General features: G+C 65.4%; 18 protein-coding genes. 5 read left to right on the forward strand and 13 right to left on the reverse strand.

What is annotated here, in order from left to right; genetic code table 11:
* Positions 1-112 precede the first annotated feature (112 nt).
* A complete protein-coding gene (locus ACQR0U_RS21960; protein ID WP_315752568.1) occupies positions 113-1,201 on the forward strand; it encodes a TRAP transporter substrate-binding protein in 1,089 nt (362 codons plus the stop codon).
* Between the two features lie 98 nt (positions 1,202-1,299).
* On the opposite strand, the gene ACQR0U_RS21965 is transcribed toward ACQR0U_RS21960, so the two are convergent.
* The 13 genes from ACQR0U_RS21965 to ACQR0U_RS22025 form a co-directional block, all read right to left on the reverse strand.
* Complete coding sequence (locus ACQR0U_RS21965; RefSeq protein WP_315752569.1) at positions 1,300-2,976, reverse strand: TRAP transporter large permease; 1,677 nt, start codon at positions 2,974-2,976, stop codon at positions 1,300-1,302.
* Between the two features lie 23 nt (positions 2,977-2,999).
* Positions 3,000-3,581, reverse strand: coding sequence for a TRAP transporter small permease subunit (locus ACQR0U_RS21970; protein WP_315752570.1), 582 nt, complete (start codon positions 3,579-3,581; stop codon positions 3,000-3,002).
* Between the two features lie 317 nt (positions 3,582-3,898).
* The gene (locus ACQR0U_RS21975; RefSeq protein WP_315752571.1) at positions 3,899-4,789 is read right to left on the reverse strand and encodes a cation diffusion facilitator family transporter; all 891 of its coding nucleotides are present in this window, start codon (positions 4,787-4,789) and stop codon (positions 3,899-3,901) included.
* 237 nt (positions 4,790-5,026) lie between these two features.
* On the reverse strand, positions 5,027-5,299 hold the full coding sequence (locus ACQR0U_RS21980) for a hypothetical protein (protein ID WP_315717640.1): 273 nt from the start codon (positions 5,297-5,299) through the stop codon (positions 5,027-5,029).
* A 117-nt stretch (positions 5,300-5,416) separates the two neighbouring features.
* Positions 5,417-5,560 carry a hypothetical protein gene (locus ACQR0U_RS21985; RefSeq protein WP_316188462.1) on the reverse strand — a complete coding sequence of 48 codons (144 nt, stop codon included), beginning with the start codon at positions 5,558-5,560 and terminating at the stop codon, positions 5,417-5,419.
* Between the two features lie 31 nt (positions 5,561-5,591).
* Positions 5,592-7,853, reverse strand: a complete 2,262-nt coding sequence (locus ACQR0U_RS21990; RefSeq protein WP_316187170.1) for a DUF2235 domain-containing protein — start codon at positions 7,851-7,853, stop codon at positions 5,592-5,594.
* A gap of 219 nt (positions 7,854-8,072) precedes the next feature.
* On the reverse strand, positions 8,073-8,459 hold the full coding sequence (locus ACQR0U_RS21995; protein WP_315752573.1) for a nuclear transport factor 2 family protein: 387 nt from the start codon (positions 8,457-8,459) through the stop codon (positions 8,073-8,075).
* Between the two features lie 227 nt (positions 8,460-8,686).
* Entirely contained in the window at positions 8,687-9,364 is a 678-nt protein-coding gene (locus ACQR0U_RS22000) for a spermidine synthase (RefSeq protein WP_316188463.1), read from the reverse strand.
* Between the two features lie 137 nt (positions 9,365-9,501).
* A complete protein-coding gene (locus ACQR0U_RS22005; RefSeq protein WP_316184341.1) occupies positions 9,502-10,323 on the reverse strand; it encodes a DUF2182 domain-containing protein in 822 nt (273 codons plus the stop codon).
* Positions 10,324-10,359: 36 nt separating this feature from the next.
* The gene (locus ACQR0U_RS22010) at positions 10,360-10,992 is read right to left on the reverse strand and encodes a DUF1326 domain-containing protein (RefSeq protein ID WP_316184340.1); all 633 of its coding nucleotides are present in this window, start codon (positions 10,990-10,992) and stop codon (positions 10,360-10,362) included.
* Positions 10,993-11,224: 232 nt separating this feature from the next.
* Positions 11,225-12,256, reverse strand: a complete 1,032-nt coding sequence (gene moaA, locus ACQR0U_RS22015) for a GTP 3',8-cyclase MoaA (RefSeq protein ID WP_316184338.1) — start codon at positions 12,254-12,256, stop codon at positions 11,225-11,227.
* 185 nt (positions 12,257-12,441) lie between these two features.
* Positions 12,442-12,834 (reverse strand): hypothetical protein, encoded by a 393-nt coding sequence (locus tag ACQR0U_RS22020; protein ID WP_315717649.1) that lies wholly within the window; start codon positions 12,832-12,834, stop codon positions 12,442-12,444.
* Between the two features lie 266 nt (positions 12,835-13,100).
* The gene (locus tag ACQR0U_RS22025) at positions 13,101-13,787 is read right to left on the reverse strand and encodes an HAD family hydrolase (protein WP_315717650.1); all 687 of its coding nucleotides are present in this window, start codon (positions 13,785-13,787) and stop codon (positions 13,101-13,103) included.
* A gap of 173 nt (positions 13,788-13,960) precedes the next feature.
* On the opposite strand from ACQR0U_RS22025, the gene rpiA reads away from it, so the two are divergent.
* The 4 genes from rpiA (at position 13,961) to ACQR0U_RS22045 (ending at position 17,546) form a co-directional block, all read left to right on the forward strand.
* A complete protein-coding gene (gene rpiA / locus ACQR0U_RS22030) occupies positions 13,961-14,653 on the forward strand; it encodes a ribose-5-phosphate isomerase RpiA (RefSeq protein ID WP_316184725.1) in 693 nt (230 codons plus the stop codon).
* Positions 14,654-14,701: 48 nt separating this feature from the next.
* A complete protein-coding gene (locus ACQR0U_RS22035; protein WP_315717652.1) occupies positions 14,702-15,223 on the forward strand; it encodes a DUF2059 domain-containing protein in 522 nt (173 codons plus the stop codon).
* A gap of 33 nt (positions 15,224-15,256) precedes the next feature.
* A complete protein-coding gene (gorA, locus tag ACQR0U_RS22040) occupies positions 15,257-16,642 on the forward strand; it encodes a glutathione-disulfide reductase (protein ID WP_316184337.1) in 1,386 nt (461 codons plus the stop codon).
* 145 nt (positions 16,643-16,787) lie between these two features.
* Positions 16,788-17,546 (forward strand): DUF4336 domain-containing protein, encoded by a 759-nt coding sequence (locus ACQR0U_RS22045; RefSeq protein ID WP_316175971.1) that lies wholly within the window; start codon positions 16,788-16,790, stop codon positions 17,544-17,546.
* Positions 17,547-17,571: the final 25 nt, after the last annotated feature.

Consider the following 17,571-nt stretch of genomic DNA (forward strand, 5'->3'; position numbering starts at 1 on the left):
GACAACGTTTCGCAATGGCACTCCGACGCACTTTGATCCACACTGGAACTGAAGCCTCACAAAGAAGGCTGCTCAGGAAACGAACACAATGACCCCCAGGGAGGGAAGAACTATGAAGCGGAGAGACTTCATCAAGGTGACCGGGCTTGGCGCCGCTGGCGCGGCCGCGATCGCAGCGCCGGCCATCGCACAATCGATGCCGGAGCTGAAATGGCGCATGCCGACGAGCTGGCCGAAATCGCTCGACACCTTGTATGGCGGCGCCGAGATCATGGCCAAGGTGGTCGGTGAGGCCACCGACAACAAATTCCAGATCCAGCCCTTCGCCGCCGGCGAAATCGTGCCCGGCCTGCAGGTCCTCGACGCCGTGCAGAACGGCACCGTCGAAATCGGCCACACTGCGTCGTACTACTATTTCGGCAAGGACCCGACGTTCACCTTCGGCTCGTCGGTCCCGTTCGGGCCGAACATGCGCATCAACCAGGCCTGGTACATGCTCGGCGGAGGACGTGAGATCCTCAACGAGTTCTACGCGAAGTACAATGTCGTCTCGCTGCTTGCCGGCAACACCGGTTGCCAGATGGGCGGCTGGTTCCGCAAGGAGCTCACCGGCGTCAACGATCTCAAGGGGCTGAAATTCCGCGTCGGTGGCTTTGCCGGCCGCGTGCTGCAGAAGCTCGGCGCGGTGCCGCAGCAGATCGCCGGCGGCGACATCTATCCGGCGCTGGAGAAGGGCACGATCGATGCGGCCGAGTGGGTCGGACCGTACGACGACGAGAAGCTCGGCTTCGTCAAGGTCGCGCCCCACTACTACTATCCGGGTTGGTGGGAGGGCGGACCGATACTGCTTTCCTTCGTCAACCAGGATCGTTGGAATGCGCTGCCCAAGAACTATCAGAAGATCCTCGAGCATGCCGGCCATTATGCCAACAACTGGATGATGGCGAAGTACGACCAGAGCAATCCGGCGGCGCTGCGCCGGCTGCTCGCCGCCGGTGCCAAGCTGCATGCGTTCTCGCCGGAGATCATGCAGGCCTGCCTGAAGGCTGCCCGCGAGCTGCACAACGAGGTCGCGGCCACCAACCCCGACTTCAAGAAGACCTATGAGTCGCTGTCGGCCTTCGCCGGCAATGGCTACTCCTGGTTCCAGGTCGCCGAGATCGGCTACGACGCCTTCATGGCGCGCAATCCGCTGAGCTGAGACCGGCGCCGTATCGCGTCAGGAGCCAGCGACAAAACAAAACCCCGGCGCGTTGCGCCGGGGTTTTTCGTGGGCGGAGCGATTGCGCGTCGCGGCCATCACTGCTTCGGCGGTCCGACATCGATCTGAGGCGGGCCGAAATCGAGCGGCGGCGCGTCGATCTGCGGGATCTCGATCTTGATCGAGTTCGGATCAACGGTGGAGAGCGAGCCCTTGTAGTGCATGACCATCGAGGGGAACAGGATCACCAGCATCACCATGATCAACTGGATCACCACGAACGGCACCGCGCCCCAGTAGATCTGTCCCGTGGTCACCGGCTCCATCCTCTTGCCGGTGACACGGTCGAGATAGGACTCCTTCGGTGCCACTGATCGCAAATAGAACAAGGCAAAGCCGAACGGCGGATGCATGAACGAGGTCTGCATGTTGACGCCGAGGATGACGCCGAACCAGATCAGGTCGATGCCGAGCTTTTCGGCCGCGGGTCCGAGCAGCGGGATGATGATGAAGGCGAGCTCGAAGAAGTCGAGGAAGAACGCCAGCACGAACACGAAGGCGTTGACGAAGATCAGGAAGCCGACCTGACCGCCGGGCAGCGAAGTCAGCAGGTGCTCGACCCAGACATGGCCGTTGACGCCGTAGAAGGTCAGCGAGAACACGCGCGCGCCGACCAGGATGAAGACCACGAAGGCCGACAGCTTGGCAGTGGATTCCACCGCCTGGCGGACCAGGTCGAAGCTGAGCCGCCGCTTGATCGCACCAAGGATGATCGCGCCGGCGGCGCCCATCGCGCCGCCTTCCGTCGGCGTCGCGAGCCCGATGAAGATCGTACCGAGCACCAGGAAGATCAGGAACAGCGGCGGCACCATCACGAAGGTGGTCTGCTGCGCCATGCGGGACAGGAAGCGGTATCCGGTGGTGCGCTCCAGCACCCAGTTCACGACGGCGACGGCGAAGGCGAACACGATGCCGTAGAACATGCTCAGCACGACGAAGTCGGCGCCGTGATATTCCGAGCCGCGCATCATGAACCAGCCGAACACACAGCTCGCCAGAAACAGCACGCCCAGCGATTTCAGGCCGCGGTCGCCTGAGTCCTCCCGAAAGCCGATCGCATCGGCCGGCAGGCCGGGGGCCGATTTCGGGAAGATCATGCTGGTGAGGAAGGCATAGGCTGCATAGATCGCCGACAGCACGAGGCCAGGGATGAAGGCGCCTTCGTACATGTCGCCGACGGACTTGCCGAGCTGGTCGGCCATGACGATCAGGACCAGCGACGGCGGGATGATCTGCGCAAGCGTGCCGGAGGCGGCGATGATGCCCGAGGCAAGCCGGCGGTCGTAGCCGTAGCGCAGCATGATCGGCAGAGAGATCAGGCCCATCGAGATCACCGAGGCGGCGACCACGCCGGTGGTGGCCGCGAGCAGCGCGCCGACGAACACGACCGCATAAGCGAGGCCGCCGCGGATGGTGCCGAACAGCTGTCCGATGGTGTCGAGCAGATCCTCGGCCATGCCGGATCGTTCCAGCACCAGGCCCATGAAGGTGAAGAACGGAATCGCCAGCAGCGTGTCGTTGTTCATCACGCCGTAGACACGTTCCGGTAGCGCCTGCAGGAAGTCCGGCCGGAATTCGCCGAGCCCGATGCCGACGAGGGCGTAGAACAGGCCGACGGCGCCGAGCGAGAACGCTGCCGGATAGCCGAGCAGCAGCATCACGACCAGCGACCCGAACATGATCGGCGCCATATTGGCGATCAGAAACGCTTCCATTGGATGATCCCCCAGCCCGCCGCTTACTTCTTCTCGATCGCTTCGACGAGGTGCTCGACCTCGGCCTCGATGCCGTGGGGCTTCGAAGCGTGGGGATCCGGGATCAGCCCGCGCATGACCGCGATGCGCTTGATCAGCTCGGACACGCCCTGCGCCAGCAGGAAGGCGAAGCCGAGCATGATGAGGGACTTCGCCGGCCATTGCGGCAGGCCGCCAGCGTTGCTCGATTGCTCGTTGATCTCGATGGAGCGCAGAAAGAAGGGCACGCTGGTGATGATCATCACGATGCAGAGCGGGATGAGGAAGAGCACGTGACCGACGACGTCGATGGTGTCACGCAGCCATTTGGGCATCATGGCGTTGACGATGTCGATGCGGATGTGCTCGTTGTCGAGCAGGGTCCAGGGGGAGCACAGCAGGAAGACGGCTGAGAACAGCACCCATTGCAGCTCAAGCCAGGAATTCGACGAGGTGTCGAGCGTCTTGCGGACGATGGCGTTGATCGTCGAGATGATGACAGCGAGCAGGATCAGCCACGCCAGCCGCTTGCCGGTCCAGGTCGTGAACGCATCGATCCCACGGCTCAATTTCAGCAACGCTTGCAACGCAATCCTCCCCCAAATGTCTTGCGACGTCCCATGGCCCGTTCTGGCTGCGCAGCACATGGCGCAACGGCCTATCCGGCCCGGCAGGCTCAAAAACGGGGGCACCATTTCAGCGCCTCGTGTTGCCGTCAATCGGAAAAATGGGCAAAAATGAGCGTTGCCGCAACATGTTGCAGGAGTGGCGACGCCGCGCCACAGCTGTCGCGGGTCGCCGGGGCCTGGCGATCGCCGGCCGGCGAATGAAGGTCAACGGGCCGAGCGTGAGGGCGGGGGACTCTTGGGTGCGGCCGACGGACCACGTCCGGCGCGCAGCGGTCTTACAGCACCACCACGCCGGAATGCTTGGCCTTGTTTTCGGGTTCGACGTGGATGGTGATCCAGCTGTGCTCGTCGTCCTCGCGCAAGGCTGCCTCGATCCGGTCGCAGATTTCGTGCGCCTGGTTGACCGACATCTCGCCAGGCACCACGAGGTGGAACTCGATGAAGGTCAGCTTGCCGGCATGGCGGGTCCGGACATCATGCGCCTCCAGCGCGCCGCCGGCATGCTGACTGATGATCAGGCGAATGCGCGCCAGCGTGGCGTCCGGGACCGCTTCATCCATCAGCCCGCTGGTGGATTCCTTCAGCACCTGCCATCCCGACCACAGGATGTTCACGGCGACCAGCACGGCCAGTGCCGGATCTAGGATCGGCAGCTGCAACATCACCGCGAGGCCGAGGCCGACCACGACGCCGCCCGAGGACACGACGTCCGTCAGCAGGTGCCGGCCGTCTGCCACCAGCGCCGGCGACCGCAACCGCTTGCCCCGCGTGATCAACAGCCAGCACCAGACCGCATTGATCGCGCTCGCCAGCGCATTCACCGCGAGCCCCTCGACGGGTGCGGAAAACGCCCGCGGATCGAAGAAATTCCCGTAGGCCTCGTGGATGATGAGCAGCGCCGCCACGACGATCATGACGCCCTCGATCACCGCGCTGAAATACTCGACCTTGTGGTGGCCGAACGGATGGTTGGCATCCGCGGGCTTGGCGGCGATGCGCACCGCGACGAGCGCGACCACGGCGGTGACGACGTTGACGATGCTCTCGACGGCATCGGAGTAGAGCGCGACCGAGCCGGTGATCCAATAGGCGAGATACTTCAGGCCGAGCACGATCGTTCCGACCACGAGGCTGCCGATGGCGAGCTTGAGCGATTGCGAGGCCATGATGTCCTGATCCGATCCCGCGCTGGGGTACCCAACGCTGCGGCGGAACGCAACCAGGGTGGACGCGGTTCGGTGTCGGGAAGGGACTGATAACCCCGGTTTTCTGTGGCCGCCGCGACTGCGTCTATCGGCGGCGTGGCCCCGATCGAAAACTGATCTGTGGACAACAGAAAGTCGCGCCCACGGACATGGGCGCGACCGTGTCGCGGCAAACGCCGATCGCAATGACGCCGCCGACTACTTCTCTTTGATGACCGTGGTGGTGCTGGTCGAGCTGCCGACCGTGCCTTCGTCCTCACAGACCTTGGTCTGGCGGATGCGGTCCTCGGCTTCCACGCGGCTGGTGAACGCCATCGGTCCGATTTGCGTGACGACCTCGCGGTCGGCGGGGCGCGTGGTGGTGATGGTGCAGCGATGGCTCGGTCCCTGCACGATGTAGTATTCGTCAGCGAGCACTGGCGCGACCGATCCGATGATCACTGCGCCGGCAAGAAGAAGGGGTGCTTTCATCGTCGCCTCTCTTTTCAAGAACAGCCAAAAGGGGAGCGGGATTGATGAGGAGTTTTCTGCCTCGTCGTTCGATGCTCCGTGTTTGCAACTCGGCCGGCTGGTCGCAGTTCCGGCGGTTCAAGCGGAGCCTGTATTGACGCGGTGCAGTGTCGGCGGCGATGGACGCGAGATCTCGTCAGGGCGCAGCGACACGCGCGCGGTGGCGCGCTTGCCACTGCCCCAAGCGGTCGCGCCGCGGTTGGCAGGCGAACCGTCGATCATGACCTCGTCTCCGCCTGGTGGCGTCGGCGGTTCAGAGCAGCCTGACGGTCACCTTCGCCTTGCCGGTGTTGTTCGGATAGAATGCATCGTACACCCAGGGCAGCCCGATCACCGCGTCATTGACGTAGAGGAACAGCTCACCGCCGCGCTCGGCCTTGAAGCGCGCTTTGTAGGCTTGAGGTGTCGTGTTGGGGGCGGGAACGGGGTCGAGGAAATATTCGTCGACGCCGGTCTCGCCGACCCTGGCGATCAGCCGATACCAGGGACGGAAGAGAACGCGGCGCAGCAGGATGCCTGCGCGGAACGTCCAGCGGGCGTAGCCCCGGACCGTCGAGGTGCGATAGCCGGCGGGGGTGACCGGACGCCCGGCATCCTCCCACGGGTCGGTCATGGTGACGACGATCTCGTAGGAGAAGCCGGGACGGACGCTCAACCCGGTGGGAGCGCAAACCGCATCGGTCGAGAAATCCCTGGCATCCTGCGGAATGCCCTTGTCGACCGCGACGAGCTCGCGGGCAGGGGTGCCATGGCAAAAGGCGCCCATCGAATCCGCGGCGTTGAACAGGAAATGGCTGATCAGCGTGGCTGCGAGCCAGACGGTGCCGATAGCGAGCAAGAACGGGCCGACATGCCGCTTGCCGTTCCTGATGGCAAACTGATAGGCGCGATTGGTCCGGAGCGCGTAGATGGCCCGATGCAGCGGGCCGGACGGCATCGGGGGCGATGCCCGTTCGCGCCAGATCACGCGCATCCGGTCGCCGATGCGGTCGCTGAGGAATGTCCCGAGCGCGGTCAGCATGACAAGGATGATGATCCCGCCGGCGAACCATTCGGGGTTGGCGGCGTACCAGTCCGTCCACCAGTGCAGCGATGTCGGCAGGAACGATTCGATCAGCCTGACTGCTTCGGAGACCATCCTGATGCGCGAGTCGTATTCGTGCGTGCGATCGAGGTCGTGGAACAGCCAGAAGGCCGCGAGGTGCAGCGAGGCCGCCAGGGTTGCGAAATAGGCGAGGCGCCTGAACCACACCAGATTCCACAGCTTCTCCTGAGCCGCGAACCGGGCGGCCGCGCCGGCCGGCGTTTCGAACGTGGTCGGCCCGAGCGGCGTCAGCGTGCCGTCGTAGCGGACGATCATGTAGTTGTCGGGCAGCCCGATGGGCGCATAGGCATTGCAGCCGCTGTCGATGCGGTCGAAGACGCTTTCGTGAATCTTCGGCATCGACACCTGGACGCCCGCCGCCGGGTCGTTGCAGAGCTCCGACACCTTGCGCGGGCCGTATCGATAATAGGACCCGAGCCCGGAGCGCGAGTTGTAGAGGCGTCCGTCCTTGTCCTGCGACGTGACGATCGACTTGATCGCATCCGGATCGGCCTCGGGCGCGGTCTTGAAGATCAAGCCCCGTTTGACGGCCTCGCCGACGAGCCAGGTCAGGGGGACGTAGGAGACGGAATCGTCCGGATAGCCGCCGCCGACATTGGCGTGCATGCCGACGAACCAGACCTGCACCAGCCTCTCGTCATCGATCGTCCTGGCATCCTGCGGCTTGGTCTCGCCCGCCTCGGTCCAGAGCACCGGGTGGAAGGTCGTCCTCTCGTCGTCGAGCGCGAGCGCGTGGCGCGCGCATGTCACCCGCGGACTGAGCACGCGATTGGGAAGCTCGAGCGGCCACACCCAGTTGGAGATGCCCCGCGTCATCTCGTCGATCGGTAGCCCATAGGCTGCGACGGTGTCCCACAGCCCGATGAACTCGATCGCCGGGAGGCTTTTTCGCTCGATGAGGTCGAGAGATTTACGGCCCATGATGCGGTCGATCACCGGCACCAGCACATGATCGCGAATCCAGCGGAGCGGCACTTCGATCCGCCAGATCGAATGGTACCCCTTGGCGCGATAGGCGCGATAGGCCTTCACGGCGCCGTCGTGCAGCTCAGCCTCGGTGTCGGCAACGATCAGCCCCTGATCGAGCATCAGCGCGGCGAGCACCCGCACGGTGAACGCGCCGCGGCTGAAGCCGAACAGATAGATCTTCGAGCCGTTCGCGTGGTCGTAGTTGCGGCAGACGAACTTATAGGCATCCAGGATGTTGCGCTTGAGGCCGAAGCCGAACGCGCCGCCGAGCAGGGCGAGCGGAACGAACGACGATGTGCCGACGCCGTCGTCATACTTGGCCGCCTGGGCGTTGCCCTGCAGGTCGAGCGCCTGGAACATGCGCCAGACGTTGGTTCGCCACACGCTCGAGGCGGCGTTGCCGGTCCCGTCGGACAGGATGATGATCTTGGGACTCGCCATGCAAAGGACCCCGCTCGACATTGAGAGCCGAGGAGCGGAAGGGTAAACTGAAGGAGAGAGAAATCAACCTGAGATGGTGTGAGGCTTTCGGCGGCGTGGCCGGATGATGCGGAGGGCGCCGCTGCAGCGACGCGGCGACCCGAGGACGAGAAATGCACTGCCCTGCTACCGAAATGCCGCCGTCACCGAAATGCGGTTGCCGTGGCCGTTCGTCGCCCTTCAGGCCGAGTTGATGCGCTCGACGAGATGCGCGCGCGAGGGCGCCGGGTCGAAGCGATCGCCGAAATATTGGGTCTCGTGCGCTACTCCGCCGTCCCGGAATTCCATGACGCTCACCACGTAAGACGGCACGCCATCATAGGTCAGGACCAGTTCGGTCACCCACAGATCGCCGCTCCCGATGATTCGGCGCACTGCGAAGCGCTTCCTGCTGGGCTGCACGAAGCGGCTCTCCTGAATGTTGCGCCGGCCGTGGATGCGTTCGCCCGATTGCGGATAATCCAGCACGGCATCGTCGCGATAGATGTCGTGCTCGGCTTCGAAATCATTCACGTCCGATGCATCCCAATGGTGCTGCAAGGCAGCGCGCTTCGCTCTGTCATCCATGGCAATTCTCCCATTCAGGGGCGCGTCCTCATTGCATAGCGTGCCCCTGGCCACTACGGTCTACAAGCCGGAGAATGGAGCATCCCTCGTCGCCGCCGACGCATCATAGGACGATGTCCGACGCGTCACTACGCTGATCCAAACGGGCGTGGAGAATATCAGCGCTGGTAGTACAGCCGGTGGAGAAAGTTCTCAGGACAGAGAGCTCCGCGCGCGACGAGGCGCAATCACGCCGGCCGCGTCGCGATCCAGATCACGTGACGGGCGCCGCCGCCGCGGCCGGTGGCGCGGATGTTGATCTCCTCGGCGGCGAAGCCTGCCTTGCGCAGGCGCGGGGCAAAGCGATCGTCGGGGTGGGACGACCATACCGCCAGCACGCCGCCGGGGCGCAGGGCGGTGAAGGCGGTGCGCAAACCCGAGGGGTCATACAGCGCGTCGTTGGATTGCCGCGTCAGCCCCTGCGGGCCGTTGTCGACGTCGAGCAGGATCGCATCATAGGTGCCGCGCCCTGCGGCGATCAGCTTCACGACGTCGCCCTCGTGGATGTCGACGCGCGGATCGGAAAGGCTTGCGCCGGACAATTCGGCCATCGGCCCGCGCGCCCAGGCGATCACCGCCGGCACCAGCTCGGCGACGGTGATACGGGCCTGCGGACCAAGCACCTTCAGTGCCGCCCGCAAGGTGAAGCCCATGCCGAGGCCGCCGATCAGCAGCCGTGGAGCCGGCTCGGCCTTGATGCGGGCGCAGCTCAGGGTTGCCAGGGCCTCCTCGGATCCGTGCAGCCGGCTGTTCATCAGCTCGTTCGAACCGAGCTTGATCGAGAACTCCTTGCCGCGCTGCATCAGCCGCAGCGGCTCGCCGCCGCCGGGCACGTCTGCGGTGTCGATCAGCTTCCAGGGAATCACGGGCGTCTCGCGTCAGTTCGGTTGCGGCATTCCAGGCGACAGAGTCGCCACGCTGGAGCCTGCTTACCATGTTGCCCGCATCCCATGCCAAGGGGCAGTCGCCACTCTCGCGACGACCTGCATCGCGTCGTTGCGCGTCATTGCGGTGGGGACACCAGCATCCAGGCGCCCGCGGCACTGCAAGCAATGCCGGCCGCGCGCGCGATCCATCGTCCGACCGGAGTCAGTTTCTCAAACAGCACGAGCAGGGTCAGAATGGCAATCCACATCACGCTCATCACCCCGCCGACGAACAGCAGCGCCATCAGAGCCCAGCAGCAGCCCACGCAATAGCCGCCGTGTCGAAGCCCCAGCAGCACGCAGCCCTGCAGGTCGCCGCGAAAGCCGTCGTGACGCATCAGGAACAGAAGCGGCGACTGGCATTGGGCAAGGCAGGCGCTCTTCAGCGGCGTCCACTGATAGATGCCTGCCGCGATCAGCACGATGGCGCCGAGCAGATGGTTGTCGATCGCCATCCGCGAATCCAGCAGCGCAGTCCGCTCCACAACCCATTGCAGGCCGGTCGCCACGAGCGAAAAGCCGCTCCAGGCGAGCAGATAGCCGGCCGCAAACCAGCCGGTCGCCGCGAACGGCTGGCCCTGCGCGCGGCCGTGTCGACCCACACGGGCGTACATCAGGATCATGGGCGCCGCCGAAGGCGCCATCATCCCGACCATCATCGCCGCCCACATCAGGAACACATAGGCGAACTCGATCGCGCGCCACGGCTCGCTGGCCGGCAACATGATTCCGATGCCGGCCGGGATCATGCGGAAGCCGGTCATGTCCATGCCGCCCATGTCCATGTCGTTGGCAAGCCAGAGAACATAGGCCCACGACAGGGCGACCATGATCGTGATCGCGCCGCCGACGATCCAGCGATCGCGCCGCAGCACGGCTTCCAGGGCGCTGCCGGTCATCTGCAAGGCGGGTTGCCGGCCTTGCGCCACGTCGAATTAGGCCTGGTTGGACCAACTGATCGACGCGTACAGGCCGTTCTTGCCGGAATTGTCCCAACGCATGCCGTGATCGTTGTAGGTGTTGCCCGCCGCGCCGACGGCGAGCGCCATCCTGTCCGGGCTGACGGGATGGCCGATGTTCACCCACATCTCTCCGCTCGGGTGCATGGTCGGCAGCGGATCGACGGACATGTGCAGAATGTCGGCGATGTCGGCGGACCGCGTCTTGCCGTCGATCCGGAAGGTGATGGCGACTTTGCGCACGCCGAGATTGGTGCTGATCAGCGGCGTGAACGCAGCCATCGGGCCGCCGGCAGCTCCGGTGAAGATCGCGGCCATCGCCTCCGTCTGCGGATCGTCGGCGCGCTGATCGACATAGGCGGCGATCGACCAGTCTCCATCCGCCATCACGCCGGGCGCATGCAGCATCACCGCCGCGTTGAGGCCATCGAGCGCGACATCGCCATAGCGGCCGGTTTCGATGTGGAACAGCAATGGTACGTTGCAGAACCCCTCGGTCGGTTGCGCGGTCAGGGGAGGGGCGGCCGACATGAGGCACGGACACAGCAGGCTGCAGCTGCAATTCTCGAAATAGTCACCGGACAGGTGCCATGCGACTGGGTCTGCCATCGCTGTCTCCCGCTAGGCCGAACCGACAAATTGCTTTCGAATGCGCGATCTGCAGCTGAAAGCTACGCCGCGTGGGGACGTGCCGCAAGCCGACAAATGATCAGTCTCCGCGTCGTGACTGCGCCTCGGGCCGCTCCGCTCATACGGTATGCGTGATCGTCGGCTGAATGGCCGGCCAACAGGCCGGCTCCGATTGCGATTGATCGCAGGGCCCGATGGTTATGGACTCCGACTACCCGCCCGTCACGCTCATGTGCCGGCTGACGCTCGGACGGTTGTGGCGGCGGTCGATGATGAAGTCGTGGCCCTTCGGCTTGAGGCCGATGGCGCGGTCGATCGCGGCGCTGAGCTCCTCGTCGCTGGCCGAGGCACGCAGCGGCTTGCGCAGGTCGGAGGCGTCCTCGTGGCCGAGGCAGGTGTGCAGGGTGCCGGTGCAGGTGACGCGGACGCGATTGCAGCTCTCGCAGAAATTATGCGTCATCGGCGTGATGAAGCCGATCGTGCCGCCGGTCTCGGCGACGCGGACGTAGCGGGCCGGGCCGCCGGTGGTCTCGTCGAGGTCGGTCATGGTGTAGGTCTGCGCCAGACGCGCGCGCAGCAGCGACAACGGCAGATACTGGTCGAGGCGGCCCTCGCCGATCTCGCCCATCGGCATCACCTCGATCAAGGTCAACGCCATGCCCTTGCCGTGCGCCCAGTCGATCAGCGAGGGGATCTCGTCCTCGTTCATGTTCTTCAGCGCGACGGCGTTGATCTTCACGGCGAGACCTGCGGCGCGCGCCGCCTCGATGCCGGCCAGCACGCGCTCGAGATCGCCCCAGCGGGTGATGGCGCGGAACTTGTCCGGGTCGAGCGTGTCGAGCGAGACGTTGATGCGACGGACGCCGCAATCGGCGAGCTCGGCGGCATATTTGGCGAGCTGCGTCGCGTTGGTCGTCATCGTCAGCTCGTTGAGCGCGCCGCTCTTCAGATGTCGCGACAGCGAGCGGACCAGGCCGATCACGTTGCGCCGGACCAGCGGCTCCCCGCCGGTGAGCCTGAGCTTTTTGACGCCCTTGTGGATGAACGCCGAGCACAGCCGGTCGAGCTCTTCGAGCGTCAGCAGGTCGGCCTTCGGCAGGAAGGTCATGTCCTCGGACATGCAATAGAAGCAGCGCAAGTCGCAGCGGTCGGTCACCGAGACGCGCAGATAGCTGATGCGGCGACCGAACGGGTCGGTCATCGGGCGCGTCAGGGCGGTGTCACTCAACGTCTCTGCGGTCATGGAAAGCCTTGGCTGGTGGCGGCCCAGGTGGCGGCGATGCCACGCGGCGGCCGCGCAAGCGCGGCCGGATGTCGGTCTCACGACAATCTAATCATGATCGCCGCGCCCCACAATCATCGACGTGGATCCGTCGATGCTGCAATGCAGCTTCGCCTTGGCAAGGGGACGCGCGGGACGACGGTCCGCTATTGGCGTCCCGGCGCGGGGGCGGGGAAGGCGGACCCGGTGGCCGCCGGTGCGTCCGGCGCAGCGGCGGACTTCTGCGGCTTCGGCTTCTTCGGCCGCATGCGCTTGACGGCCTTCGGCGGCGCGCCGGGCATCGGCTGCAGCTCGGCGACGACCGGGCTCGGGTCCATCACCACCGGCGGCGAGGTGTTGAAATCGCCGGAGTTGCGGATCACCTGCACCGGGATGGTCGCGGGCTGGTACTTGTCCATCGTGAAGGTGACGCTGAAGCCCGCATCGGGCGCCGGCACCGAGACGGTGCACGGCGTCTTGCAGCCCGGTCCGAGCGAGGTCTTGGCGTCGGCGCCCGGCGGCACGGAGTCGAGCTGCACCGGAACCTCGGGCGCTGCCATCTTGAAGCTGTCCATGGAGAAGGACGAGCAACCGGCCAAGCCGGCTCCCGCAACCGCAATTGCGATGACACGCCGCATCATGATGTCCGCCCCACAACCCTGCGGCCATCGGCCGCAATCCCAGGGCGACCATAGGAGCGTCAGAACAGCGGCGCAACTGCGGTCAACCCTATTCTCAACAGAACGTTAACGCACCGCAAGGTGCGGATTCAGGTCGACAGGGCAGTGGGTTAGGGTGCGATGCGGCAGTGGAATCGCAAGTTGGCTCAGGCGATCCTGAGCGATGGGCTGAGGGCGGCAACGGCGGCTGGCAGCTCGCGCATGTGGTCGATCAGGTGGTCCGGATTGAGCTCCGCGATCGGTACGTCGGTATAGCCGAAGGTGCAGCCGATCACCGGCACGCCGGCGCGGCGGGCGGCGCCGACGTCGGTGCCGGCATCGCCGACCATGATCGCGGCCCCGACCTCGCCGCCGGCCTGCGCGATGGTCTGGCGCAGGATCGCCGGATCCGGCTTGGCGACCCCGAACGTGTCGGCACCGCAGATCGCGGCGAAGCGGGAGGACAGGCCGAGCTGGTCGAGCAGCCGCTTCGACAGCCATTCCAGCTTGTTGGTGCACACCGCGAACTGGCAGCCGCGGCCGGCAAGCTCGTCGAGCGCCGCCTCCAGCCCCTCGAAGGGGCGCGATTCGATGGCGATGTTCTCAGCGTAGAAATCGATGAAATCGGTGGTGAGGCGGCCGATGTCATCGGTGCTGGCGAAGCGACCCTCCGCCTCCAGACCGCGCTCGATCAGCTTGCGGGCGCCGTGGCCGATCATCTTGCGGGCCGAGGCCAGCGGCACCGGCCGCAGACCCTCGCGCTGCAGGACGTGATTGAGCGCGCTGATGAGATCCGGCGCCGTGTCGACCAGGGTGCCGTCGAGATCGAAGACGATGGTGCTGGAGATGGGCATCGGTATCCGCTAGCGGCCGGCTCATGTCCTTGCAAGAGGCCCGCAATGGCATTTTGTCCGATTTCGTGGCCGGCGAGAGCTAGGCCCCGCGTCAAAACATCGCTAGATATGCGCCGGCTTTCGGCCCCCGCCCGTGGGGGCCCTGGGTGCGAAGGGCGGGTTCCTTGGTCGACATGGATGCATTGAAGCGGCAGGCAGCGGCGCGTGCGCTGGAGGAGGTCGAGAGCGGCATGAAGCTCGGTCTCGGCACCGGATCGACTGCCAAGCATTTCGTCGATCTGCTCGGAGAAAAGGTGCGCGCCGGCCTCAAGATCGTGGGCGTGCCGACCTCGGAGGCGACAAGGGCGCAGGCGCAAGCGTGCGGCGTGCCGCTGACCACGCTCGATGAGATCGACCGGCTCGACATCACCATCGACGGCGCAGACGAGATCAATCCGGCGCTCGACCTGATCAAGGGCGGCGGCGGCGCGCTGCTGCGCGAGAAGATCGTCGCCAGCGCTTCGGATCGCATGATCGTGATCGCCGACGACAGTAAATGGGTGGCGCAACTCGGCCGCTACCCGCTGCCGGTCGAGGTGGTTCCGTTCGGCCTCGCCGCGACTCAGCGCGAGATGAGTGACGCCTTCGCCACGGCCGGCGTGTCCGGGCCGATGAGCCTGCGCAAGTCCGCAGACGGCCACGTTTTCGTCACCGATAGCGGCCACTGGATTATCGACGTCCGCCTTGGGGAGATCATGGATCCCCCGCGCCTGGCGGGTCTTTTGAGCGCAATTCCGGGCGTGGTCGAGCATGGGCTGTTCATCGGCCTCGGCAGCACGGCGATCCTGGCAGGCGCACAGGGAATTCGCGTTATCCAGCGGCCCTGAGCGCGGCACGAGGCTGCGCTCATGGCGGCAACTCACAGGAGACTTGGAATGAAGAGCGTGTTCAGAATCTTGCCGGCCGCCGGAATCGTGCTGGCCTTGGCCTCGGCAAGCCCGGTTGCGGCGCAGGGCCAGGCACCTGCGCTGAAGCCGGCCTCGCCCGCCTGCATGGCCGGCGCGCGCGAGATTCTGGGGATGAAGAACGCGGCTGCGATGTACGCCAATGCCGTCCCCGGCATCGTGCAGCAGACCAAGCAGGCGCTGCTGCAGTCCAATCTCAACTACCAGAAGGACCTCGACGAGGTCGCCGTGGTGGTCGCGCAGACCTACGCCGGCAAGGAGAAGGAGATCGGCGAGAAGATGGCGCAGATCTACTGCAACGAGTTCTCCGACCAGGAGATCGCCAACCTCGTCGCCTTCTACAAGTCTGCCATCGGCCAGAAGCTGCTTGCGGCGGAGCCGAAGGCGATCCAGATGAGCATGCAGGCGATGAACCTGTGGGCGGCGGAATTTTCCGACACTGTCACCGCGCAGTTCCGCGCCGAGATGCGCAAACGCAACAAGCCGATCTGAGGCTTGCGGCCGAAAGGCCAGGTCGGGGGAGAGATGGCTGAATTCGACGTCGACCTGTTCGTGATCGGTGGCGGCTCGGGCGGCGTGCGCGCCGCCCGCATCGCGAGCGGCTATGGCGCCCGCGTGATGGTCGCCGAGGAATATCGCATGGGCGGCACCTGCGTGATCCGCGGCTGTGTCCCTAAGAAGCTGTTCGTGATCGGCTCGCATGTCCGTCAGGAGATCGCCGATGCCGCCGGCTTCGGCTGGACCATCCCGACCGCGACCTTCGACTGGCCGACGCTGATCAGGAACAAGGACAAGGAGATCGCCCGGCTCGAGGCGGCCTACACCAGCAACGTCGAGAAGTCTGGCGCCAGGATCGTCAAGACCCGCGCGGTGCTCGAGGACGCCCACACCGTGCGGCTGATGACCGGCGAGACCGTCCGCGCCAAATACATTCTCATCGCGACCGGCGGCGCGCCCAACCACGGCACGCCGATTCCCGGCATCGAGCACGTCATCTCCTCCAACGAGGCGTTTCATCTCGACGAGCTGCCGCGCCGCATCGTGATCCAGGGTGGCGGCTACATCGCGCTCGAATTCGCCTGCATCTTCGCCAATTTCGGCTCCGACGTGACCGTCGTCTATCGCGGCGACAACATCCTGCGCGGTTTCGACGAGGACGTCCGCAAACATGTCCGCTCCGAGATGGAGAAGGAAGGCATCACCATCCTGACCGGCTGCACGGTCACCAGCGTCGACAGGCACGGCCAGGACTACACCACGCATCTGTCGAACGGCTCCAGCATCGCCTCCGACAAGGTGATGTTCGCGATCGGCCGCCATCCGGCGGTGGCCAATCTCGGCCTGGAGAAGGCCGGGGTCGCCATCAATCCAAGGAACGGCGGCATCGCGGTGGACGCGTTCTCGCAGAGCTCGGTGCCGAGCATCTACGCGATCGGCGACGTCACCCATCGCTTCAACCTGACGCCGGTCGCGATCCGCGAGGGCCACGCTTTTGCCGACACCGTGTTCGGCGGCAAGACCGTGCGCGTCGACCACGCTGACATTCCGACGGCCGTGTTCTGCCAGCCTGAAGTGGGCACCGTCGGTCTCACCGAGACGCAGGCGCGCGAGCTGTACGACCGCGTCGACATCTACAAGACGAACTTCCGCCCGATCAAGGCGACGATGTCCGGCCGCGACACCCGCGTTCTGATGAAGCTCGTCGTCGATGGCGCGACCGACCGCGTGCTCGGCTGCCACATCGTCGGCGACATGGCCGCCGAGATCACGCAAGCGGTGGCCATCGCCATCAAGATGAAGGCGACCAAGGCCGATTTCGACGCCACCATCGCGCTGCATCCCTCCGCCGCCGAGGAGCTGGTGACGATGCGCACGGTGACCGAGCGCCACGTGCGGCCGGCGGCGGAGTAGGGCGTCAACCGCTTTTGGGGCTCGTGCCCGGCCGGCGTCCGTAGCGACTGCGGTGGGCCAGTGCTCACGGTCTGACGACGGTCCACACCGTGGCCGATCGGACTTGCTGCCGTTGGAACCGTTCAGCGGTTGGAGAGCGACCAGCATGTCCCAGGATGATTGCCTTGCGACCTATCCGCCGCTGAACACCCTGAAGCCCGTTGCCGAGAACATCTGGATCGTCGACGGGCCCGTGATCCGCTTCGGCATTCCCGGGCTGAAATTTCCGTTTCCCACCCGCATGACCGTGGTGCGATGCGCCTCCGGCGATCTGTTCATCCACTCGCCCACGCCGTTGACGCCGGCGCTGCGGGCCGAGATCGACCGGGAAGGCCGGGTGCGCGACATCATCGGTCCGAATCGCATCCACTATTGGTGGATCCCCGACTGGCAGGCGGCCTTTCCCGACGCGGCGATCTATCTTGCGCCGGGCATTCGCGCGCAGGCGAAGGGCCGCATCGAATTCCAGGGCAGGCCACTGGATCGCAGCGGTGGCTATCCCTGGGATGATGAGATCGCGACCTTGCCCGTCCTCGGCAGCTATATGACGGAGGTCGTGTTCTTCCATCGCCCTTCGCGCACGCTGATCCTGACCGATCTGATGGAGAATTTCGAGCCGGCCAAGATCGGTGCCGGCTTGGCGCGCTACCTGAGTTGGATCGGGGGCGTCGGTCCGCCGCATGGCGGCCTGCCGCGCGATCTCCGGCTGACATTTACCTGGCGGCACCGACCCGAGTTGCGGGCCGCGGTCGAGACCATGCTGGCGTGGCATCCCGAGCGGATCGTGATCGCCCATGGCGCCTGGCACCGGACGAACGGCACCGAGATCCTGCGCGAGGCATTCTGCTGGTTGCTGCGGCCTTGAACCGCCGGCTGGGCTTCACGAGACC

Source organism: Bradyrhizobium sp. HKCCYLRH3097, from assembly GCF_051167875.1.
GTDB lineage: Bacteria > Pseudomonadota > Alphaproteobacteria > Rhizobiales > Xanthobacteraceae > Bradyrhizobium.